The sequence below is a fragment of the Paenibacillus sp. YIM B09110 genome, assembly GCF_037167145.1.
Classification (GTDB): Bacteria; Bacillota; Bacilli; order Paenibacillales; family Paenibacillaceae; genus Pristimantibacillus.
In genome coordinates, this window is record NZ_JBANSP010000031.1 from 20104 (window position 1) to 42838 (window position 22735).

The following is a 22735-nucleotide window of genomic DNA, read 5'->3' on the forward strand; positions in this document are numbered from 1 at the left end:
AATTATTGTTAGTTCTACTGTCCGCCATTTTGTTGTTTGCAGTCATGCCTGCTGCCGCTACGGCAGCCGATGATTTAAGCGCGGAAGAGAAATATCGCTTCCTGGTCAATGAAGGCATATTCACCGGCTTCGCAGACGGAAGCTCGCAGCTCTATACGACTATGACGCGCGAGCAATTCGCGGCTGTGCTGTTCAGACTGTGGGATCTGACCGAGGACTCATCCAAAGCGATTTATACCGACGTACTTAAGACAAGATGGTCTTATGGTGAAATACAAGCCGTATCCAGAGCAGGCCTTATGCAAGGCGTGGGCAAAGGAAAGTTCTCGCCAACCTCGAACGTAACCATTGAACAACTGGCAACTGTTCTCGTACGCGGCTACGGCGCATCCGGCGAAGCATCCAACACTGTATACGGCAGCGTCTCCTCATGGGCGAAACGCGATGTCGGCGTCGCGCTGAACAAAGGCTGGATCACGCCGCAATCCGACTACCGCACGAACGCGCTGCGCTCGCAGCTTGTACAGGCGGCTTACTCCGTCTATATCGATATGAATCCGGACCAAAATCCGGAGCGTGAGAAGCTCGAGGTAAACTCGGTCGTCTCCATATCGAACAACGTGCTGCTCGTCGATCTTCGCAAGTCCGTCAAGGAAATATCGCTTGACCAGTTCAAGCTGAGAGACGATTATGGCAGAGATGTCCGCATTCAGCGCGCTTCGCTAAGCGATTTCGGAACGCTCGTCACCTTGACGACCGACAAGCAAACAAGCGGCAAGACGTACCGGCTTACCGTTGATGGCGATACTTGGAGCTACAAAGTGTACGAAAGCGATCCAGAACCGCCGAGAGATACGACTAAACCGCGCATCACATCCAGCAAAATCACAAGCGAGGCGAAGATCGAGCTCGTCTTCAGCGAGCAGATTACGGAAAGCTCCGCTGAGAACTGGTCCAACTACCGTATTAACAACAATCTCGATATTACAGGCATCGACCTATCTTCAGACCGCAAGAAGGTAACGATCACGACTGAGAAGCAGGAGTCGGGAACAGTCTATACGCTGACGGTCAAAAATATTAAAGACCATGCCGGAAATACGATGGATTCCCGCAGTGATCTTTACTTCGGCGCCGTAGTCGACAGAACAGCTCCAGCCGTAACCAAGTTCACGCAGCAGGGCAATAAGATCGTTATTACGTTCAGCGAAGCGCTCGATAGCGGAACGGCGAATGACGAAGACAACTATGATATTGACGGCGGACTAGACAATCCGACGCGGGCAACATACAACGAAGATGACAAGACGGTTACGCTCACAACGACGAATCAGACGAGAGGCAAAAAATATACGCTTACGATCAATGGCGTCAAAGATAAGGCAGGCAATGCCATCGCCGCGAACACGAAGCTCGTCTTCGCTGGAGAAGGCAGCTACGAATCGCCTGCGGTCAGCCTGCAATCGATCATCGCATTGAACGAAAACACCATTGAAGTCGATTTCAACCGCTCGCTTGCCGGCATTTCGTTAAGCACTATTGACATCGACATCGTAACGGATAACGGTAATTCCGTATCGATGTCCGGCTGGCGAGTTTATACGTCGCTAAAGCCAGGTGACGACACGATCATCCGCGTCCAATTCGCAACGAGAGATAACGGCAATCCCTCCTTGTTCAAGCAAGGCCACGTCTACGTGGCGAAGGTGACTGGACTGCCGGGTCTCGAAACGGCAAACAACGCGAACAGCGCGCGCTTCGCAGGTGTCGATGAGGCTAATGGCGCGCCTTATGTGACAAGAATCGTACCGGTTAACGCAACTGCCGTTACCGTCTACTTTAGCGAGCCGGTCAAAAACGTGAGTGCCGACAGCTTCCGTCTGAAGGACGATCGTGACGATGCGGGCAGAATAAACAGCGACCAACTAAACGACAAGAACCGGATTGTTACGGAAGCAACCCTTAATTTAGGCGACAGGCTGACAAACGGCATTGTGTACCGCATGAGCTTCGTATCCGGCATAACCGATGCAGCAGGCTGGAACGGCCTCGTTACGAAGCAGGGCGACTCGCCGTATGTCGTCTCCTTCCAAGGCATCGACCAGCAGAACGGAGCGCCTACGATTCAAGGGGTTACCGTCAAGGATCGATACAATTTCGAAATTATATTCAGCGAGCCCGTTACAGGAGCGGACAACGACGTCTATTCGCTCTACAACGAATCGGATAAAACAAACGTCCGCATTACGGACGACGGTTATGCGCTCTACGAGCTGTCAGCTGACCGGCAGAAAGTGACTGTTCATCTGAATACCGAGAATGCAGGACCGCTTCGCCAAGACAGAAGCTACAAGCTGTCCTATGAGGCGGACGACGAGGATATCGCCGATCTCCAAGGCAAGCTCATCGAGCATGATGCCGCCGTTTATTTCAGCGGCTCCGATCGCGATAACGCAAGGCCGTATATTACGGCCGTCGACGGTTGGTCGACGGGATTGTATATCACGCTTAGCGAAACGGTCAAAGGCAACCCTGCCGGCGCCTTCGAGATCGTAACGGCAAGCGGCAAGAAGCTGAGCCCGAGCACGGCGACGCTGCAAGGCAATGTCGTCACGCTTAAGCTGCCGACGACCTCTGTCGGTACGGTCGTGGGCGTTAAGTTCTCCGCCCAAGGCGCAGAGTCGCTGCTTGATCTGAACGGCCAGCAGCCCGTCGTAGAGACGATCTTCTACACCGTGCGCTAGTCAAACAAATGAACAGGCAGCCCCGAAGGTCTTCACCGACCATCGGGGCTGCCTGCTATTTTCTACCGCAAATGCTTCATCGCTTCCTTCTCGCTCAGCGGCGATAAACCGGCTGTCGCAACGTAGCGGCTCACCGCTCCCGCATCCGTCTTCGCATATTCGCGGAGCGCCCAGCCGATCGCCTTGCGGATGAAGAACTCGCTCTCTCCCTTGCAGCGCTCGATATAGTCCGTCAAACGGTCGAAGTCGGTGCTATGCTTATATTTCAGCTGGTACAATATCGCCGACCGTCGCAGCCACATATTGTCGCCCGTTATCCAGCGATCGGGATAGTCCGTCACTAGCTGCGGATACGCCGACAGCTGCATGCCGATGAGATGGGACGCGATGAAATCGACCGTATCCCACCAAGAATGCTGCGTCACAAGCGTTTCCAGCACATCGATATGCCGCTCGCTTGCATGCTTCCCGAATTTCTCCAGCAGGCTCATCGCCGTATAATGAAACTCCCGCTCCGGCAAGCTCCACAGCTGAAGGGCTGTCTCGCATAGCTCGTCCCCTTTCGGCAACGGATTCGCTTTCCAGAATTCGCGTGTGAGCGCCTGCCGCTCTGGATTGCGAATGCCTAGAAACGGAAACTGATTGCGCATGTACGCTTCCATCGGCTCAGCCTGCTCCGGATCTGCATGCTCTCTCAGCCAAGCCTCAAACGCCGCGGCGCATTTGTTTACCATTCCGGCAACTCTCCCCGTCCATTATCGTTTGGTCCATATGGATCGCCGGTATCGTCATCCATTGTACCTGTCCGGTCATCGTCCATAAGCGAATAACTCTCTTCATTCGCCGCATCCTGAATTTCCTCGGAGGTTAACGTGAAATAACCGTATCCGTCAGCGTCGTGTTTCTTGAGCGCCTTCTGCTTCATATAGCGGGGACTTCCCTCGGCCGCATCATCGTCATAGACGAGCAGAATGCCGTCGGTTTTGCGGAATAACAGATCATCTCTCGCCGTCAGCTGCCATACGCCGTTATAAGGCTGATTGCTGACGGAGGAATAGTAGTCGACGCCCTTCAGCAGCTGCTGAAAGTACTCCTTCTTATCGTCCTTCCAGTTCTCCTCGGGATTGCTGTACGCTGCAATAATAGACAGCTTCAGATGCGGATACGTCTCCTTGAGCGCAATGACAGCTTCGCACGCCCATAGATCAACGCCGTATTGACCCGGCGTAATGACCCATTCCAGGCCATCCTCAATAATAGGAATAAGCTTGTTCGTCAGCGCCTTCTGAATATAACCGATCCCTTTATGCTTCTGGTTGAAAATTTGCAGCTCATGCGCCCGGTATCCCGTTACCAGCAAGTTTTTCATACATTCACGCCTTCTTCGTATGTCGCCTGTTTCTCTATTACCCTACTATATCATAATGAGGCAGAACGATGCGAAGAGGCTGTCGCAACGGTTCAACAGCACCGATATAGACAGCCTCTTCGTCTGGGCTTCATCATTTGTCCGCGCCCTTCACGCTAAGCAGCGAGCCTAGCTGCTCCAACACGTTGCCGCCGCCGGTAAGCGAGATCGTGCCGATCTTCTCGCATATTTTCTCCAGAAACTCTAGCTCCTTGAGCCGGTACAGCGTAACGTTCTCATCCATCAGCTTCGCCGTGTTCAGCAGGCTGCGAGTCGAGGCCGTTTCTTCGCGACGGGTAATGATGTTGGCTTGCGCCTTCTTCTCCGCGAGCAGCACCGTGTTAAGAATGTCCTTAATCTCGCCTGGCAGGATAATATCCTTAAGACCTGCCGATACAAATTCCACGCCATAGCTGTCGCTCTTCTCGTTCAGACGCGATAGGACGAACGCGGCAATTTCCTGCTTCATGCGCAGCAGATCGTCAAGCTTCATCGTGCCGACATACTCTCGCAATATAAGCTGGAGCAGGATATACACTTGATCCTCGAACGACTTGATCGCGAACGCCTTAAGCGGATCGACAATCTTGTATTGGCAGACGAAGTTAAGCCTAAGCGTCACCTTATCCTCGGTCATAATTTCTTGGCCCGTCATGTCAAGCTGCTGCTGACGCAGGTCGAATGTCTTCACCAGCACGGACGTTGGACTTTTCCAAAAATAATATTTGCCCGGACGGAGCTCCCGCTTAAGCACATTGTTATAGAACAGCAAGCCCGTCTCGTGGTTTGCGACCTCCGACATTTGATAATAGCCCTGTAGCTTGTTCAATGCAATCAGGCTAACATCGGAGCTTATCTCCGGATTTCGGAAATCAACGGTCACGAATGTATGCTTATGCAGGATATTCCAATATGCGTATTTGCCGGCCGTTAGCAGCGAGACGAACTTGCCGTCCCGGTAATGGAGCGCGTATTCATAGTCTTGCACGTCGATGACGGTCAGTTCCGCAAGCAGCTCCGCATCCTTCAAAAAAAGATTCAAATCTTTATTCGGCACATCGAATCGTTTCGCTGCATTCAGCACGACGATCGACTCCTCGGAAAACTTCGTATAGCGATAGACGCCTGGCTGCAAATGCCTTACGTAGCTGCCTTTCTTGAACAGCAAGCCGCGCTCGTCGTCTTTGATCGTTACTTTAGTAAACATATCAACACCTCTTTAAATGTCGTTTCGTTTCGTTTGATTCGTGACCTAGCCCAGGGCGGCAATTTTCCTGTCGATGAGACGGAACCGTGCTTTAGAAGAAGGGCGGCGCACCTCATACGCGCAGCCATCCATAAGCGGCGGCAAGCTCGCTTGCCGCTTGCACCGCGGTATGTCAGGCGTGAGCGGTGGAGCAGGCGTTCCTTAATCGGTATCCGCTCGGCTGCTTAGTCCATCTTCAGTCGGAGTCTTTGGAAGCCCTCCGTGAAAATTGCCGAGGCTGGTCGTTAATAGGTTTAGGTTCTCTCGATTAAAAGTCGAGTGCTCTACCATGAGCGTGCGTGAAAGGCACGTGGGGAATCGAACCCCTGCTTCATACTACATGTGGAAGATTAGCGAGGCGATGCGCGATACAGCATACAAGCGCATAACATGCGCAAGCACTGCGGGACTCTATGAAATCCCAGCCAAGGTATGCCACCCCTGCAGCTAACCTCATCTATTATTGATGTTATCTTTAATAGCGCATTGGTAAGCGTAAAAAAACTAGATGCCCTTAATCGCGGCCATCGGCTTGCATTTGGCGACGACGCCGGCTAACGACGCGCCGACAACGCTGTCGATAATTTGATCGACGTCCTTGTAGGCTTGCGGACATTCATCGAGAATGCTCTGAAGCGAGCGGTGATTCACGAGCACCTCATCGTCTGTGCCGACCTTCATGGATTGCTCGAATTGGTCGACCGTGACGAGCAGCTTCGTCGCTTTGCGCGATCTTGCCCGCCCCGCTCCATGGCAGATGGAATAAAAGTTTTTCATTCCTTCCTCGCGGCCAACCATAATGTACGAGGACGTTCCCATCGAGCCGGGAATCAATGCCGGATGACCCGTCTCCTTGTATGCTGCCGTGTTCAAGAAATGGCCTGGCGGCAACGCGCGCGTCGCGCCTTTGCGATGAACGAGCATCGGCTGATTGCGGTGGAATTCCTTGAGCGCGTAATTATGCATCAAATCATACAGCACCGGCAGCTCCATCCCCTCGCCGAACACTTCCTTGAACGCTTCGCGTACGCCGTAAGCGATCATATGGCGGTTGCTTACCGCAAAGTTAAGCGCGGAGTACATAAGATTCAGGTACGTCTGCCCTTCGCGGCTCGCGATTGGCGCGTAGATCAGCTGCGGGTCGGGATTGCTGACGCCCCATTGACTCATCGCTTCCTTAATGACGTTGTTATGCTCGCGTCCTACCATTGCTCCCCAAGAACGGGAACCGGAGTGGATCATGACGACGACTTGCCCGTCGAATAAGCCCCATTTTGCCGCTACCGCCTCGTACTCCTCGTTAATTTCCAAGTACTGAATCTCAATAAAATGGTTGCCGCTGCCCAGCGACCCTAATTGTCCATGCGCATGCTTGCGAATCTTGGGAGGCAGCTGGTCGAGATAAGAATGATCATATTGGAACGTAGATTGCTCCACGTGCGTCAGCCATTGCTCATTCGGAATATATTTGTCCGGCAAGCCCTTGAGGCCGTTTCTTACGACGCTCATAATATCGATGTCATTATAATTCGTATTCGTACGCTCATTCGTCGGGACGTATTTCTCGATTGCCGCTATGAGGCTTCTGCGAATCTCTTTATTTTGTATATCGCGTTTATGAAGCGGCGTTGTATGAACGCGCATGCCGCAGCCGATATCCGAGCCTACGATCGATGGCGATACGCAGCCGTCCTTCATGCTCCATACCGCCGTCGTGCCAATGCATGTTCCTACTCCGACATGCGCGTCTGGCGTATAGCTCATATAGACGTTGCGCGGAATTTGCAAATTGTTGTTCGCCATCTCGAACACCTTCGGTTCGAAAGAAGCGAGCACTTCCTCGTTGGCGAACAGATGAAGCTTGCCGCTCGCAAGCTCTAGCTCGTAGTGATTGCCGCCGTGATTTTTGTAAGGATGGTTCAATTGAAGCTCCATTGTCATTCCTCCTGACTCTATGTCCGTGTATCGTTAATGTCTGATTCGAATGTTGTAGGTTAAGGCGTCTTACGAGTTCTATCATGACTCATTTCGTTAGCTGCGAACATGGCGAAAGTATTACAAAGCATAATCAAATCAGAAATTCGATGATACAATGGAGGAATGAGGACGCCCCTGGAGAGGAGCAAAACGAACATGGCAAGAGAAAGCTTCGATAAGGAAATTCAATTTTTGCGGATGCTGGCGCTAACGAGCGGCGCTTACAGCCGTCAGCAGTTCGCCGACAGGCTCGGCATTTCGGTACATACCTTCGATAAAACGCTAAAGCGGCTTAAAGAAATCGTAAGCTCGGTTCACCAGCAGCTTCCCGCGGAGCAGAGCAAGGAGCTGGCGGAGACGATCCGGTTCAATTACTTCGACTCCACCGATCCGATGCTGCTCTTCCTATTCCGCGCCAAGTCGCTCAAGGAGTCGGAGAGCGAACGCATATCTCTGCTGCTCGCGGCGATGAGCGACCAAGCGCGGACGGCGATGGAGCTGCTCGATATTTGTTACGCAAGCCTACCGGAGGAGCAGGCTCTGCCCGATGAGAAGACGATTCGCTCCGACCTGAAGTACTTGGAGCAGGTCGGCGTCATTCGCAAAGCTCCCGGACCGCGCCCATCCCGCTACCGCCTTCATAACGATTGGCTGACGGAGCTGACAGAGGATGAGTGGCTGGATCTGTATGATTTCGTAGACGTTATGGCCAATACGCAGGTTCCATCGCTCCAAGGCTATTTGTTGCGCGACAGCCTGAAGAAGCAGCTGCTGCGCAGCAACGTGGAGCAAGAGGCGCTAGGCGCTTTTCTATATAAATATCATTATTACTCCCGCCTGCTGGATGAGGCTCATCTGTTCAGCCTGCTGGCCGCCATTGAGCAGCGCAAATACGTTACGTTTCTCTACTTCTCGCCGAAAAAAAAGAAGAGCTACGCTTCGCAGAACACGAACCCGTTGTTCGAGCGCGATTCCGAGGGCGTATTGGAGAGGGCTCTGCCGCTGAAGGTCGTATACGATCATCAATACGGCCGTTGGTACTTGCTCGCCTACCATGCACGGCATAATATTCGCAAATACCGGTTGGAAGGCGTCACCCAAATTGCGGATGACGGGGTATCTGCTCCTGCCGAGCTGTTCGAGCAGAAGCTTGCCGAGCTGGAGGAGAAGATCGCTTATTCCTGGCTCATCGATACGGGAAGGCGCGTTACGGTTCGGCTGCGGTTCTTCAATCCTGGCGACGGCTCGCGTAATTTCGTGAAGGAGCGCGTGCTTCATCAAGGGCAATGGGGAGGCATTGTTCAGGAGGATGAAACCTCCTTTCTATACGAGATTGAAGTGAACGGCACGTTGGAGATAAAGCCTTGGATTCGAAGCTTCGGTTCAAGCTGCGAGGTGCTGGAGCCCGCTCAGCTGCGGCGGGAAATGATCGAGGAGTGGAAGGAGCTGAAGACGTATTATGAATCCGTTTGAGAAAATTTTCAATTATCAAGTCATCTCGAAGCTGGACGACTCCGGCACGTTCCTCGCCACCGCTCACGAGAGGAGCTGGCTGAAGACGATGCTGTCCGAAGCTGCCTCGCAGCACGCATTCACTCCGGAGACGCTGAACAAGCTGCTGACAATGCTGGAGGCTGATCCCGTGCTGCGAACGGACGACCGACTCAGCGAGAAGGCACGCAGTAAAGTCGTCCATGTGTACCATCCGCTGCTGCGTCAGCTGCGGCGAGCCATTATGAATCGCAGCGGGATCTCGCTCAGCTTTCTGACGAAGGACGGCAGCCTTAACGCTCGCCAGAGCGCTGTTCCCTATAAGCTCGAATATTCGATGGTGAAGCGGGAATGGTACCTGCTATGGTTTCACCCTAGCCGCCGCAAGCTGCTTACGACAAGGCTGAACAAAATCGTCGATGTGCAGGAAACGGAGCTGCCGCCTTCGCAGTATGAGCAGCTTCAAACGACTATTCGCCGGTTGATTGACAGACGCAATATGACCGTGGCGATCGAGGTCGTACAGCAATACAACGAAGAGCTGTCGCGTATCCTTTACGCTTTCTCCTGCTTCGATAAGAAAGTCGAATACGATTCCGTTGCCCATGTCTACACGATTAAGCTGACCTTCCCTGGCGAAGAGCAGGAATATGTGCTCTCCAAGCTTCGCTTTCTAGGCAAGCGGGTTAAACTCGTAGACGGCGATTACTTGAAGAGCCGGATGCTGAACACAGCCAATATGGCGCTTGAACGATACGGAGAGTTGGATTAAAAAACACCCCTTCTTAGAGGCGGCTTATCGCAGCCCTCGGTTGAAGGGGTGTTCGTTTGTTTTAAATGATTATTTTTTGTTTTCTTCCGTTCTTTCCAGCAATAGGTTTACGAACAAGTCGATTTGGCCTTTGATTGCAATCGGATCGTAACGGTAGAAAGTATCGAAGTCGTTGAAGAATATATTGTTTTTCTTATACGTATCTAGGCTTTTCCAGATCGCAGAATCTTTCAGCTTCTTGCTTTCCTCGCCTTTTTTATCTGGATCGTAAGTCGTCAGGAACATATAATCGGCCGCATACTCAGGCAGTACTTCAAGCGAGATTTGTGTAATTTCGTTTTTGAAATCCTTCGCTGGCATTTTCAGCTTCAACGCATTATAGACCGCTTGACCTCCGCGACCGCCGTTGTCGCCGAAGATCCACAGCTCGCCTTTGTCTGTCAACTCATACAAGCCGACTGTCGCATTTTCATCGATAACGCCTTTCAGCTTCTCGCGTCCCGCTGCCGCTTTTTCCTCGTAATCCGAGATAAATGCTTCCGCTTTATCAGGAGCACCAACGATATCGCCAAACAGCTTAACCGTTTCGTAGATGTTCGTAGCCGTTCCGTATGGAATGTGGATTGTAGGAGCAATTTTGGACAATTCCTCATAGTTTTTGTCATACATGACAACAATCAGATCGGGAGCAAGCGATAGTGTCTTCTCAAGATTCACTTCCGCGCCAACATCTTCTGTATTCGTGAGCAAATCTTTCAAGAACGGATTATCGAAAGTCGTCGTCTCGACGCCAACGACGTTAGCGCCAACGGACAGCAACTCGCCGCCGTAATAGTCTGTTACAATACGTTGCGGTTTCGCAGGAATTTTTACAATGCCTTTGGCTGTTTCGAAATCGCGCAGCTCAGATTCTACTGGCGCGTCCGTCGGAGCTGCCGTTTCTTGCGCTGGAGGCGTCGTTTCCGTCGTTCCACCGTTATTTGCACGGTTTGTGTTGTTTTTGTTGCCGCCGCAAGCCGATAAAATGACGGTCAATGCCATCATCATGACTATTGCAACGATAAAGGATTTGCTCTTAAACATGAATATGCCTCCTGAATTATGGTGTTCTCCCGTGATTCACTCGTTCCATATGTAAATTTCATAGCGCGAATGCGAATCATTATCAATTACTTGATAAACTTTATCAAATATCGATGTGACCGTCAATGCTTATTTTCATTCTTATTATCAACAATGATTTGCGCCTAAGACACAACAAAAGAAGCTGCCCCATGGTCGCATGGACCCGCAAGGATAGCTCTTGTTATGATTCAATATCAACTCATATATTTAGAAATAAAATCGTGAACTTTGCGTTCATAGACAGCCTTGTTCGTGCTATAGGCGAGTCCGTGTCCTGCCCCCTCCGCGACGTACAGCTCCTTCTCCGTATGGCAAGCGTCATACAACCGGTAAACCATTTCCGTCGGCACGAACGTATCGTCGCTGCCGTGAATGAACAGCATCGGCAGCTTGTTCCGCGCCAATTGGCGCAGCGCCGACGCTTCCGCGAAGCTGTAACCGGCCTTTAGCTTCGTCAATAAGCTGGTAGCCTGAAGGATAGGGAATGCAGGCAGCTTGTACAGCCGCTTAAGCTGGTACGCCAATTGGTCGCGCACCGACGTATAGCCGCAATCCTCGATAATGGCTTTGACTTGCTTCGGAAGCGGTTCTCCGCTAACCATCATGACGGTCGCTCCGCCCATGGAAATGCCGTGCAGGACGATCCGGGCTTCTTCCCCGACGGTATCCACCGCCTTCCGAATCCACTGCAAATAATCATTCCGATCAACCCATCCGAAGCCGATGTAGTTCCCTTCGCTTTCTCCATGCCCCCGGTCATCCGGCATCAGCACGTTATATCCGAACTGCTCGTAATAGAAACGAGCGATAAGCCCCAGATCCTTGCCTTTCGACGAATAGCCGTGCGCCAAAATAACGGTATTCGCGGTAGGCGATTTGGTTGGCAGATAATAGCCCTGAAGCTTAAGACCATCCCTCGTCGTAATATGCCAAATCTGAGGATTCCGGCTGTCTACCCACTGTACGCCGTCCAGCTCGAGCGCGGCGGGCACATCCTCCTCCTGCAACCCTAGATCGATCGCCGATTCTGCCTCGCCGCCCCCGTCGTTCTGAACCAGATCCCCGCTGCTGCTAAGAAAATCTTTGGACCCGCGCTTGATTGCGAGGTTATAGAAGTAAACGCTAATGACAGCCAGCACGGCTATCACGATAAGCACTAATAAGATGATCCCGATTACGACCACGATTCCGTTCATATGCGTCCGCTCATTTCACCTTGGATTGCCAGCTAACCAGCCACCCATCCCGCGCCTTCTCACATGGCTCGCCGCTCGCTCTTATTTGATCCTTTAGCTTTGCAATTGAATACCATAGTACCATTATTAACCTTTAGTTTGCCATCGATCCGGCATTCCATGCACGACAGGCTGAAGCGCGGCTCAGCCAATTATTTGCGTTTTGTGACCTTATCCCAAATAAGATCGCCGTTAACCGCATCGATATAACGCAAAGTTCTGCTGTGACTGCCCTCGAAGGGCAGCTCGTCCTCGGAGGCTATAGATTCATAAATAAGCCGATAGGCGGACGGCGGCTTATCTTGATCCTGACTTTGATCTAAGTGCCATCTTAATCGCAGCCGATTGTAAGCCAAATATGATTTCGACGCATCTTCAGCTGTAAGTGACGGCTCAAACTTATGTTGCTCCAGCTTATGGAGCAGATGCGCGGATACTCCGCTATAGAGCAGCACCTCTCCGGTTGCTGTGCTGACGCTGATCGTGACGCGCTCCAGATGAAGAGGCACGTCACTGATATAAACGGGCAAATAAAAGAACTCCCGCTCTACGGCTTCTCCATCCTCAGAACCGTTCGCTTCTTGCAACTGGAGGTAGCGATCGTACTCGGGAAACACAAGCTCCATAAATTGCTTTGCACGGCGCCAGCATTCAGGGCGGCTTAGCGGCGTCTTCGAACCCTCCGTAAGTTCAGCACTTACTCGGCGGCTATAACAGCTGTACTCGATAAGACGTCCAGTCGACTTCTCGAACCGAAGTCGGTGCGATGCACTCATGTTGCGAAACTGCTCGCCCCATCTCCGCTCCATATAACCGTCAACCGATAGAGCTTCCGAATCTTTGCTTGGTCGATTCTCATCCTTGTACCTATAAATCAGTGTAATAACTTCGCCATCGTCATGGCTGCGATCAAGCCTATACGCCGCGCTATCCACGCCAAGCTTCGTTTCGATCTTGGCTCGGTCAGCTGCCGCATACTGAAGAGGAGCCTGCATGACTCCTTCTCTTCTCAAGATAGGGAAGCTAGGCGGCATACGGTAGTGATCGGGTTCGTAGAGATCAAGGCCGGTCGCCGCATCAAGCATACGCCGCGCTTCCGTAGGAACATAGACGAGCCTGTATGCGTCATCATCATCATTTGTATCGGCATCGAGGGCATAACCCTCATGGACACCAGGGTGCATGGGGACTATCGCAAGCTCCATACGAAGCTCCCGCTGGAGCCGTGATTTTATTGAATCGGCAGTCGCTATTTCCTTCGGCCATTCCGACCTTGCAGGCACGTCGGCGCCATAGCAATTCCGATATCCGATTACGTTCAGCTCGGCGTCAAGCGTCAGCTCGCAGCCGGTATCCGGCAGCGCAACACCGCCGACTTCTTCCCTGAACGTCATATACGTGCAGCTTTGTCCTTCTTCTACGTGCACCCATGTTAGTCGAGAAGGATCAACTGCATGTTTCGTTAGAAAAGCATCCGTAACCGCCTTTACATCCTCCAGAGGACAGTTGCGCGGCCCGGCCGGCTGACTGGCAGATTCAATTCGCAATTCGAGCAGCGCAGCAGTGTCCAGATCAAGCGCGATCTCAATGCGCTCTTCAGAACGCTCTGGATGCTCCCAAATATAGCCGCGTTCCCGCGCATCATACTTAGGGATGCTGTCCTCCATCACTAGGAGGTAGCCGCGCGGAATTACCGTAACCGCCATCGCTGCCTCGCGCAGCTTGTTGTGATCCATAGACAACTTCTTAATCTCCTATTCGGTTTTGTCTCCCCGGTTACGTCTATCGTTAGCGATTGTCTACTTTCTCCGGATAGAGATCATGATTCATAAGGCGGAAATCTGCCATTTGCTCGTATTTGGTGCCTGGCTGGCCCCAATTGCAATACGGATCGATAGAAATGCCGCCTCTTGGCGTAAATTTACCCCATACTTCAATGTAACGCGGATTCATGAGCGCAATCAAGTCGTTCATAATGATGTTCATACAATCCTCGTGGAAATCGCCATGATTGCGGAAGCTGAACAGATACAGCTTCAGCGACTTGCTCTCTACCATTTTCACATCGGGAATATAAGAAATATAGATCGTCGCAAAATCCGGCTGTCCCGTCATCGGGCACAGGCTCGTGAATTCAGGACAGTTGAACTTGACGAAGTAGTCTCTATTCGGGTGCTTATTGTCAAACGTCTCTAGGATTTGTGGCGCATATTCAAAAATATAGTTCGTTCCTTGATTGCCAAGCAGCGTCACGCCGTTCAACTCTTCTTTGCTTCTTCCTTCCATAACCGATACCCTCCAGCTTTGTTCTAAAATCGTTCATGCTCTAGACGCCTTTCTTATTGCCCCAAACCCATGTATGCAATTGCGGCAGCACATGTACGCTGCGCAGCTCCGTATTGTTCATCACTTGCCGGATGAGCCATTCATAGCGTTCTACCAAGTAAGGCAGCATTCGCGCAGGCTCTGTCTCTCGCAGGTTCGCATTGCCCGCCTGTACATAGAACGGTACGCCTGGATAACGGAGATGGACGAAGGTCGCATATTCCAAATCCAGCTCATCGAAAACGACCGTTTTCAAGCAGAAGCTGCGCGACTTGCTTTGCAGTTTGCCCACAATATCGTCAAGCACGGCCCAGTCCGTCGTCATGCCGGAGCTCGGCGGCTTCGGCGACAGCGTCAGGTCGTCAATATCCAAGAACCAGTCCTGCCATCGGCTTCCTTGCGTCTCAAGCGCAGAACGAATCCCGCTCTCGCGCAGCCCATCAATTAACTCGCCGAGGGCGGGCAGCAGAGCAGGATTGCCGCCTGAGATCGTCACATGATCAAAGCAGTCTCCGCCCAGCGCCCGCAGCTTCTCTATAATTTCATCCGCTGTAAGCATCCGGATATCGTCCTTGCCGGTGCCGTCCCAAGTGAAGGCGGAATCGCACCAGCTGCACCGATAGTCGCAGCCGGCCGTGCGGACGAACATCGTTTTGCGTCCGATGACCATTCCCTCGCCCTGAACGGTCGGGCCGAACAGCTCCAGTACCGGAATACGCTTCGAATTAGCGCTCATCGACTGCCGCCGCCTTTCGCTTCGGCCGATATACGCAGTAGCTTGTCGGCGTTTCGCGAAGAAACACCTGCAAGACGCGCGGCTGATTGGCAGTAACGTCCAGATAATTCTGCACGAGCTCAGCGATTGTGCGCGCCACGACCTCCGTCGTCGGATATCGCTCCGGCAGCTCGTCGCTGAAGCTCTCCGTATCGTCATTCAGCAGCGTATGATCGAACCGATCATGGATCAGCCGCTTAATAATCGCGAAGTTCACGAGAAAGCCGCACTCGTCGAGCTCGTCGCCCGCTACCGTGACGTTCGCATAATACGTATGTCCGTGCGTTTGACGGCACTTGCCTGCCGCTTCCGAAGGGACAAAGTGCGCTGCGGCGAAATGAAAGTCTTTGTTCAGCTCATAACTATAATCATGCGCGACGGAAGGATAAATTTGTTGAAGCATTAGCTTCTCTCCTCCTTATCGCGCTTTGCAGACAAGTAATCATCAAGCCCTTTCTGACGAAGCAGACAGGCCGGACAATGTCCGCAGCCGCCCGATGGAATGCCGTTATAACAGGTCAACGTCCGCTCCCGGACGAATTCAAAAGCGCCAAGCTCGTCGGCGAGCGCCCACGTCTCCGCTTTGTTCAGCCACATAAGCGGCGTATCGATAACGAAAGGATAATCCATCGATAAATTAAGCGTTACGTTAAGCGACTTCACGAATACATCCCTGCAATCGGGATATCCGCTGAAGTCCGTCTCGCATACGCCGGTAACAATATGCGCAGCGCCAATCTGCTTCGCTAACACAGCCGCGAACGTTAGAAACAACATGTTGCGGCCGTCAACGAATGTCGTAGGCAGCTCGCCTTCTTTATGTTCAATCTCGATATCGTCGCGAGTCAGCGCGTTAGGCGCTAATTGATTCAGGAGCGACATATCCAAAATATGATGCTTCACGTTTAAGTCCTTCGCAATCTGAGAGGCAACCTCAAGCTCCAGTTTATGGCGCTGTCCGTAATCAAACGTAATCGCCTCTACTTCATTGAACCGCTCCATTGCCCAGAATAGGCATGTCGTGCTGTCTTGACCGCCGCTGAATACAACGACTGCTTTACCTTGCTTCATGCTCCATCTTCCTCTCGCTTTATAGATCATTGATCGGAGAAGAAAGAGATCGCCCCAGTTCCATCCTTATGCTGCTTGCGTTCCGATTCCAAAGAAACGGCGCGAAGCGGGTACTGCCGCTTCGCGCCGAACGCAAAAAGACGAGGCTCTCGTGAGAAGCCTTCGTTTTGCATAGTTTTTTATAGAGGGAGTTCGCGAACCTCTCCCGGCCGCCAGCGGCGCCGGAATTTCTTCTTCAGTTGTATAGGAGTACTATATCACAGCTGTTCCCGATTGAATACTGCCAGATCGAGCTATATAGCTGCGGCTTTCAGTTCTCTTAATGTCTGCAGCATATGTTCTGCCAGCTCTGGAATATCCTCCATTTGCTCCTCGCCGATCGTGCGATTGAATTTCAGTTCAATTTTGTTCGTATAAAAAACGGCCTCTGGCGGAGAATCCTGCCCATGCACATAGCTGATCGTCTGAGTAAAGGGCATATCATCGCCCCATATCGTTCTCATAATACCTTCAATCTTACGGCACTGGTCGGCCGGTTCGCTTATTACGACTCGGAAACGCAACGATAACGAGCAGCCGGCTCCAGTCGCCGCCGCATCGCCGTCTTGGTTCAACAGCTCGGCTGCAAGCTGCCGGAGCGAGGAAGCCAGCCTAACCTCAGCCGACATCCCGGACTGCCCCGCAAGCGTAAATCGCAATCCGAACTCGCGCGCCATAACCGCCATTTCCATCCGGTCATTCCGTCCCACAATATCGATCAGCCGATCCAAATTGTCTAAATCGTAAAAATGATTTTCCAGCGCGACTTTTACATTTTCGAACACCGTTGGATCAAACACCCGCATACCTCGCGATCTATAACGTTGATCCATCTATTCTAGTTCAATTAGCTGAAATAATCGACAGCCTTTATCGCAAATACAAGTTCAGTGGCGCAAGCCCAAGCTCGCGTACTCCTTCGACTACCAATCCGGCAACACGGATCGCGCCAAGCTCCTGGAAATGCGTATCGTCCTGCGCCCCATCCGGAAAATGTATGAATTCGCCCGGGTACGCCCACATGAACAGCGCTTTGGAAGGCTCATCTCCAAGCCCTTCGTACAGCGTCTTGCTCTTCGCTGCCAAATCGATAAGCGGCACGTCGAGTTCGCTCGCAAGCTCCTTCATGCCAAGCAAGTAGTCGCCATGCGTATCGATAATGCAGCCTTGCGAATCGAACTTGCGGCGATGCATCGGCGTTATGAGGACAGGAATCGCTCCTCTTGCCCTTGCTTCCTCCACATAAATCGCCAACTTCTCCTTGTAGGAGCCAAAAGGCTCGGTTGTCCGCTCCTCATCCTGCTTCTCGTCGTTATGGCCGAACTGAATCCATAAATAATCGCCGGACTTGATTTCGTCCAGGATCGGCTTCAAGCGCCCTTCAGAAATGAAGCTCTTCGAGCTGCGTCCCGACTTCGCATGATTGTCGATCGCGACATCGGTCTTGAAGTACAGCGGCAGCATCTGTCCCCAACCCGCATAAGGGAAGACGTCCTGATCGGTCACTGTGGAATCGCCGGCAAGGAAGATCGTCGTCGCTTGCTTCGCTTCCACAACATCAAGCGAATTAATACGCGGCGCTACGCCGGAGAAGGCTAGGCGCAGCTTGCCGTCCGTCACCTTCACTGTGAAGCTGTGCACCGCGTATTGCCCCGCCGACGTCATGATCTTGTTCAGCACCATTCGGCCAACCCCGTATTTCAAGCTAGTTACGGTAGGCGCAATTGCGTCGCCCATCGTTACTGTAATTGTATACAAACCATTAGGAAGCTTCACGATGAACGCCGAATCTAGAGGAATGCAGAAGGCGCTGCGCAGCCGGTCGCCTTCGCCGCGATCGCGCGAGCTCACACGCTCGCAGGATTCAAAGCCGTAACCCCGTTCTTCGTTATACGCCGTATCCGGCAGAATTTGAATATATTCTGTACCTGGCTGCGGCGAATCGCCAATGCCGAAATCGAATCGATAAGTTGTAGCCACTTCGCACCATCCTATCATCAAGTCTCATTAATGATAGAATAGCAGAATGGCTGCCTATAAGGGTAGGCAAATAACGGATCATTTTGTTCAAAATTCCGTTCTGATGTTATGCCGCTATAGCGCAACATGCTTCACTTTCATCAGCTCGCCAACCTTAGCGAACAACGAGGCATTATGACCGATGGATAATGCGCAATGATGCGTCGGCGCTTCAGCGAACCAGCTCGTCATATAATCATCCGGCGCAAGGCGGAATTTGATAGGCGTCTGCGTATTGCCGATGCGCATAATCGGACCGTTCGTCGACTCTCCTTCGCTTGCGATCAGCTTCAGCTTCCCGTCTCCGGTCTGCGTGACGTTCAGCGTCGTTACGGCCCCCGTGCGAACCTTCGCCTCGACGGAAACGCCAGTGCCCTGCTTGCCGTGATACAGCCCCATCCCCCTCAGCACAGGTTTTCCTTCCGAGATCGCAATATGGAACGGCCCGTCATGTCCGAGCAGTATCGTATCGTCTACATAATCAACAACAACGATTTCTGAGAAGCTGCCACCCGTTCCAAGCAGATCGCATATTTTCATCGCAACAGCCGTCTTGAGATCGCCTTCGCCCGAGCATGGAATGCCGCGAGCCGTCAGCAAGGAATGACCGACAATGAAGCCCGACTGCAGCTTCTCATATTCACCGCCCGGAGCGCCGTGATAGTAGTAAGTTAGCGCATCCAAATCATACTCGCGAACGAGGCGCTCCTGCGCCGCCGCCACCTTGCACGACCATTCAAGCTGCTCCTCTGTCGGCTTCCTTGCAATCGGATCGGACGGCGAATCGCCGCTGATCTGGAACATCTCATGCACCTCATCAAGCTTCGCCTTCACTTCCTGTGGCGTAACTTGCCGCAAATGCCGATCGAGATCGCACATCTCGAGCACTTCAACATGAAGTCCAGTCTGCGCCGCAATCATTGTGAAGTCGCTGTACATATCCAGCATGCCGCTGTATGTATTTCCTAAGAAGCCGAAGCGGCTATGCTGCAGGTTGCGCGGTACGGCGGCCGCGCGCACCCATTCCTCAATCTCGCGCCAAGCGCGCAACGCTTCCTTTCGCTCGGCTGTAATTTCGTTCGTTAGTGAAATAGCAGGCGTATAGTCCAAGCCGAGCAGCCCGTTAACGACGCGGAAAGGGATAGCTGCGCGATTGAACGCATTGGCGAATTCGGGTACCGGACACGCTCCGCAATGCGCCAGCCATTCGCCGGTTGTCGTACGGTCGTAGCTAATGCGCTCCGTCGGCTGCAAATTAAGAAACACGACCGGCGCTTTATTAATCTGATGAACGGGCAGCACGGTTGAGCTCGTCGAATACGTAGCAGCATGGCAGAACACCAAGTCCACATGCTGCTCGTTCAGCCACTCTCCTGCCTTGCGTCCTTCCCCTTCCGTATCAACAAGTCCGTAGTTGTATACGTCCCCCCAAGCGGACATCCGCTTCTCGATGAATTGCCCGTATTCAATCAACCGCTCCCGCAGACCGGGAAATTGCTCCCAATACGCTTTTAAGCCAACAGAATAAAGACCGATCCGTGCTCTCTTGCTTGGTTTAATAGCAGATAGTAACGTCATCTTTACCACCTCGTCATTTTATGAAATAATAGCTTTATATCTACATTGTAACGGCTTTCAATGCCAATAACATCAGATCATCTTGGTCAAAAATAACACAATCTTGCGAGGTGAACTCCTATCATGTGCGCTTATAGCGAAAGAAGTTATCCCGCCTGGTCGGATAACTCCGTCCGGCTGTTCGCTACACCGTCGGCCTTCGCCAAGGAATCGTTGTTCTACGTACAGGAGATTGGGTATTTCGAGACGCTCGAACGTTATTTTACAGAAAGGGAACAGCTTGAATCGTATCTCATTGTATATACCTTAGCCGGAAGCGGGCGATTGACCTACCGGGGCACGACATATCCGTTAATGGCCAAGCAGCTCTTCTTCATCGATTGTATGGATTATCAGCACTATGCAACCGAGCAAGGCCAGTCCTGGGACATGTTATGGGTGCACTTCAATGGCAGCGCAGTCCGTGCCTACTACGAGCAATTCGCATTAAGCTCAGAGCCAGTACTGAAGCTCCAGCCTGACACACCGGTGCCTGCGCTGCTTCGTCAATTGATAGAGCTGCACGCTCGCAAAAGCTTCCGAACCGAACTGGTCGGCTCGCAGCTGATTACGGAGCTATTGACGGAGCTGGTCTTGACCGCTCAACAGCTTGAGCTTCCTTATGCGGATATTCCAAGCTACATCGGTGAAATCACGCAGTGGATGGATGAGCATTTCGCGGAAAGGATGTCGCTAACCGAGCTGGCAGCAGAGCATGCGGTCAGCAAATACTATCTGGCCAAACAATTCAAGCGTTATACCGGCTTCTCGCCGAATGAGTACCTCATTAATACTCGGATTACGAGAGCGAAGGAGCTGCTCAAATATTCCGATATGCCGATCGCCGAGATCGCCGTGCAGATTGGCATCGACAATGTCAGCCATTTTATATCCCTGTTCAAGGACCGTGTGGAGCAGACGCCGCTCGTCTACCGCAAGAAGTGGCGGCAAGCGTAAACGGCTGAAACTACGCGCGAACCGTTAGCTGCGTCTTTGCGCAGCTCGGTTCTGTGCCGTCCTTTGGCGGCAATTGGCCGCGATAATCGACATGACTCTCGTTCTTCTCCCAAAGTTTGCGTTGGGCGCGGAATTCCGTATACTTATAGATAGGATGCATACAAGAGCTATTTTACTAATTGGGGTGACGAAGTGGACGATTTGAAGCAAGCATATGAACGCTTGGGGTTGCCTGAATTAGCTCCGAGAGAAGAAGTAGAGAAACGCTACACGACTTTGATGCGCAGAGAACGCTCGCGAGCGCAGCAGCAGGATAACGGTACGGGAAGCAGCGGCAATGATGAGTTTTCGCTTATCACTGGGGCGTATCGATTCATCCTCGAATATGAGGACCGCAAGACGACCGATGCGTTCAATGAACAGGAATACGGCAAGTACAAGGGCATGGCCGACAAAGCCCAGAAGATGGACCATTTTTGGCGGTATTATAAGTTCCATACGCTCGGCGCCGTCTTAGCCGTCGCACTCATTATTTATGGTGTTATCAGCTTTGTTAACTATCGCGAAGAGAAAGCCTACTTGGCGAGTCTGCCCCCTGTCGATCTTGAAGTATCGTTCATGGGCAACTACTATTTGAATGATACCGCGGAGAAAGAAGAGCCTCTTGAGAAAGCGCTGCTGGCTGCTTTTCCGGAATGGAAGCGTTTCAAGACGATGCTGACGCCGGTACCAGCAGACGAAGCGAACCAATATGCGTATATGCAGAAGGCTGTTCTTATGCTGGCGACTGAAAATCCGGACGTGTACGTGATGGACAAAAATATTTTCCAGTGGGTCGGCGTTCAAGGGGTGTTGCTGCCGCTTGATGATGCAGCTGAAGGGGAGCTGAAGCCGTTACTCAAGGACGGTTTGGCTCTCAAGTTGAAGACAGAGGAAGATACGAGCGAGCGAGTATACGGCATCGATCTAAGTACGAGCGAACTCGTTACCGACTTGCCGATTTATAAGCAGGATATGATTGTCGGCATTCGGACCAATGCGAAGAACCCGGACAAGGCGCTGCAATTTATTAAGAAGTACTTGGAGACGGTTAAGTAACGGTATGACCATCCATGAGAAAGAGGCTGTACCCGCATCATGACGATGCAGGTGCAGCCTCTTCTCTTCGTCTATCCTTCTATGAAAATGTAAGTTGTTAACCTCCGATATGCTTCAGCACGATAGACTCAATATGCTGCAGATGGCGCTCCATCCGTTCGGCGGCAAGTTCGGCTTGCTGCTCCTTGACGGCTTCATAGATAGCGGAATGCTCCTCGTACAGCCTTCCGGCGACTTGCTCGTTCGCATACAGCTCGACGCGGCGAATATCGTGGATCGCGGTCTCGACCTTGCCCATGATCGATTCGAACAGCCGTACCATAATCGAATTATGCGTGGCTTTCGCAAGCGTCAGATGGAAGAGCAGATCAAGCCGCTCACCCTCTGAGTCATTGCCCACCGTCGTCTCCATCTGATGAATGATGCCGGCTAACGCCTCAAGATCGTCATTTGTGCGTTTCTTAGCGGCAATGGCTGCATTCGACACTTCAAGCGACTCACGCGCTTCAAGCAGCTCGAGGACCGTCTCGCGGTTCATCCGCAGCGACTGGAGCTCAGGGAGCTCTACCTCCGCAGGCGCGCTGCGAATGACGCGGCAGCCGCCGCCTTGCCGAATCTCGATCATGCCCATCGCTTTAAGCGCGCTAAGCGCTTCGCGCGTTGTCGAGCGTCCGACGCCGAATTGCTCCGACATCGTTTTCGTTGAAGGCAGCTTGTCGCCAACCTTCAGCTTTCCGTCCATAATGAGCCCCTTGATTTGCTCCGTTATTTCCTCGTAATGATTGCGTTTGGACAACTTCACGACTTCCAGCGACGACATGCCCCCACCTCCTGTT

22 protein-coding genes and 1 riboswitch are annotated in these 22735 nt (G+C 52.2%); of the genes, 6 read left to right on the plus strand and 16 right to left on the minus strand.

Going from position 1 to position 22735, the window contains the following annotated elements; translation table 11 throughout:
- Positions 1–5: 5 nt before the first annotated feature.
- Positions 6–2744, plus strand: coding sequence for an Ig-like domain-containing protein (locus V8F51_RS27670; RefSeq protein WP_337103737.1), 2739 nt, complete (start codon positions 6–8; stop codon positions 2742–2744).
- A 62-nt stretch (positions 2745–2806) separates the two neighbouring features.
- Here the strand turns inward: V8F51_RS27670 and V8F51_RS27675 are convergent, their stop codons facing one another.
- The 3 genes from V8F51_RS27675 to V8F51_RS27685 all read right to left on the minus strand — a co-directional run bounded on the left by V8F51_RS27675 (position 2807) and on the right by V8F51_RS27685 (position 5359).
- Positions 2807–3478 carry a DNA alkylation repair protein gene (locus tag V8F51_RS27675; protein WP_337103738.1) on the minus strand — a complete coding sequence of 224 codons (672 nt, stop codon included), beginning with the start codon at positions 3476–3478 and terminating at the stop codon, positions 2807–2809.
- On the minus strand, positions 3472–4113 hold the full coding sequence (locus V8F51_RS27680; protein ID WP_337103739.1) for a DUF1273 domain-containing protein: 642 nt from the start codon (positions 4111–4113) through the stop codon (positions 3472–3474). The genes V8F51_RS27675 and V8F51_RS27680 overlap by 7 nt, the downstream gene beginning before the upstream one ends.
- Before the next feature lie 133 nt (positions 4114–4246).
- Positions 4247–5359 carry a slipin family protein gene (locus tag V8F51_RS27685; RefSeq protein WP_337103740.1) on the minus strand — a complete coding sequence of 371 codons (1113 nt, stop codon included), beginning with the start codon at positions 5357–5359 and terminating at the stop codon, positions 4247–4249.
- A gap of 73 nt (positions 5360–5432) precedes the next feature.
- On the opposite strand from V8F51_RS27685, the gene V8F51_RS27690 reads away from it, so the two are divergent.
- Positions 5433–5564, plus strand: a complete 132-nt coding sequence (locus V8F51_RS27690; RefSeq protein WP_337103741.1) for a hypothetical protein — start codon at positions 5433–5435, stop codon at positions 5562–5564.
- Between the two features lie 338 nt (positions 5565–5902).
- Here V8F51_RS27690 and V8F51_RS27695 read toward each other — a convergent pair whose 3' ends face one another.
- Complete coding sequence (locus tag V8F51_RS27695; RefSeq protein WP_337103742.1) at positions 5903–7333, minus strand: RtcB family protein; 1431 nt, start codon at positions 7331–7333, stop codon at positions 5903–5905.
- Between the two features lie 198 nt (positions 7334–7531).
- Between V8F51_RS27695 and V8F51_RS27700 the strand changes: the two genes are divergently transcribed.
- Together V8F51_RS27700 and V8F51_RS27705 are read left to right on the plus strand one after the other, a co-directional pair.
- On the plus strand, positions 7532–8848 hold the full coding sequence (locus V8F51_RS27700) for a helix-turn-helix transcriptional regulator (RefSeq protein WP_337103743.1): 1317 nt from the start codon (positions 7532–7534) through the stop codon (positions 8846–8848).
- On the plus strand, positions 8835–9638 hold the full coding sequence (locus V8F51_RS27705; protein WP_337103744.1) for a WYL domain-containing protein: 804 nt from the start codon (positions 8835–8837) through the stop codon (positions 9636–9638). Before V8F51_RS27700 ends, V8F51_RS27705 begins: the two co-directional genes overlap by 14 nt.
- A gap of 69 nt (positions 9639–9707) precedes the next feature.
- Here the strand turns inward: V8F51_RS27705 and V8F51_RS27710 are convergent, their stop codons facing one another.
- From V8F51_RS27710 to V8F51_RS27760, 11 genes are all read right to left on the minus strand, one after another.
- On the minus strand, positions 9708–10721 hold the full coding sequence (locus V8F51_RS27710; protein WP_337103745.1) for an iron-hydroxamate ABC transporter substrate-binding protein: 1014 nt from the start codon (positions 10719–10721) through the stop codon (positions 9708–9710).
- Between the two features lie 236 nt (positions 10722–10957).
- Positions 10958–11959 (minus strand): alpha/beta hydrolase, encoded by a 1002-nt coding sequence (locus V8F51_RS27715; protein ID WP_337103746.1) that lies wholly within the window; start codon positions 11957–11959, stop codon positions 10958–10960.
- 191 nt (positions 11960–12150) lie between these two features.
- Positions 12151–13734, minus strand: a complete 1584-nt coding sequence (locus V8F51_RS27720) for a YcdB/YcdC domain-containing protein (RefSeq protein WP_337103778.1) — start codon at positions 13732–13734, stop codon at positions 12151–12153.
- 52 nt (positions 13735–13786) lie between these two features.
- Positions 13787–14284, minus strand: a complete 498-nt coding sequence (gene queF, locus V8F51_RS27725; protein ID WP_337103747.1) for a preQ(1) synthase — start codon at positions 14282–14284, stop codon at positions 13787–13789.
- Positions 14285–14324: 40 nt separating this feature from the next.
- Positions 14325–15059 carry a 7-carboxy-7-deazaguanine synthase QueE gene (gene queE / locus V8F51_RS27730; RefSeq protein ID WP_337103748.1) on the minus strand — a complete coding sequence of 245 codons (735 nt, stop codon included), beginning with the start codon at positions 15057–15059 and terminating at the stop codon, positions 14325–14327.
- Positions 15049–15501 carry a 6-pyruvoyl trahydropterin synthase family protein gene (locus V8F51_RS27735; protein ID WP_337103749.1) on the minus strand — a complete coding sequence of 151 codons (453 nt, stop codon included), beginning with the start codon at positions 15499–15501 and terminating at the stop codon, positions 15049–15051. The genes queE and V8F51_RS27735 overlap by 11 nt, the downstream gene beginning before the upstream one ends.
- Positions 15501–16199 carry a 7-cyano-7-deazaguanine synthase QueC gene (gene queC, locus V8F51_RS27740; RefSeq protein ID WP_337103750.1) on the minus strand — a complete coding sequence of 233 codons (699 nt, stop codon included), beginning with the start codon at positions 16197–16199 and terminating at the stop codon, positions 15501–15503. Before queC ends, V8F51_RS27735 begins: the two co-directional genes overlap by 1 nt.
- Positions 16196–16342: a hypothetical protein gene (locus tag V8F51_RS27745; protein ID WP_337103751.1), complete on the minus strand. Its 147-nt coding sequence runs from the start codon at positions 16340–16342 to the stop codon at positions 16196–16198. Before V8F51_RS27745 ends, queC begins: the two co-directional genes overlap by 4 nt.
- A riboswitch (PreQ1 riboswitch) is annotated at positions 16335–16378 on the minus strand. (Overlaps the previous gene by 8 nt.)
- Before the next feature lie 84 nt (positions 16379–16462).
- On the minus strand, positions 16463–17041 hold the full coding sequence (locus V8F51_RS27750; protein ID WP_442956498.1) for a hypothetical protein: 579 nt from the start codon (positions 17039–17041) through the stop codon (positions 16463–16465).
- 37 nt (positions 17042–17078) lie between these two features.
- Positions 17079–18188 (minus strand): rhamnogalacturonan acetylesterase, encoded by a 1110-nt coding sequence (locus V8F51_RS27755; protein WP_337103752.1) that lies wholly within the window; start codon positions 18186–18188, stop codon positions 17079–17081.
- Between the two features lie 114 nt (positions 18189–18302).
- Positions 18303–19805 (minus strand): L-fucose/L-arabinose isomerase family protein, encoded by a 1503-nt coding sequence (locus V8F51_RS27760; protein WP_337103753.1) that lies wholly within the window; start codon positions 19803–19805, stop codon positions 18303–18305.
- 123 nt (positions 19806–19928) lie between these two features.
- On the opposite strand from V8F51_RS27760, the gene V8F51_RS27765 reads away from it, so the two are divergent.
- Both V8F51_RS27765 and V8F51_RS27770 read left to right on the plus strand, forming a co-directional pair.
- Positions 19929–20801 (plus strand): AraC family transcriptional regulator, encoded by an 873-nt coding sequence (locus V8F51_RS27765; RefSeq protein WP_337103754.1) that lies wholly within the window; start codon positions 19929–19931, stop codon positions 20799–20801.
- A gap of 228 nt (positions 20802–21029) precedes the next feature.
- Positions 21030–21899, plus strand: a complete 870-nt coding sequence (locus V8F51_RS27770; protein WP_337103755.1) for a J domain-containing protein — start codon at positions 21030–21032, stop codon at positions 21897–21899.
- 97 nt (positions 21900–21996) lie between these two features.
- Here V8F51_RS27770 and V8F51_RS27775 read toward each other — a convergent pair whose 3' ends face one another.
- A complete protein-coding gene (locus V8F51_RS27775) occupies positions 21997–22719 on the minus strand; it encodes a FadR/GntR family transcriptional regulator (RefSeq protein ID WP_337103756.1) in 723 nt (240 codons plus the stop codon).
- Positions 22720–22735 lie beyond the last annotated feature (16 nt).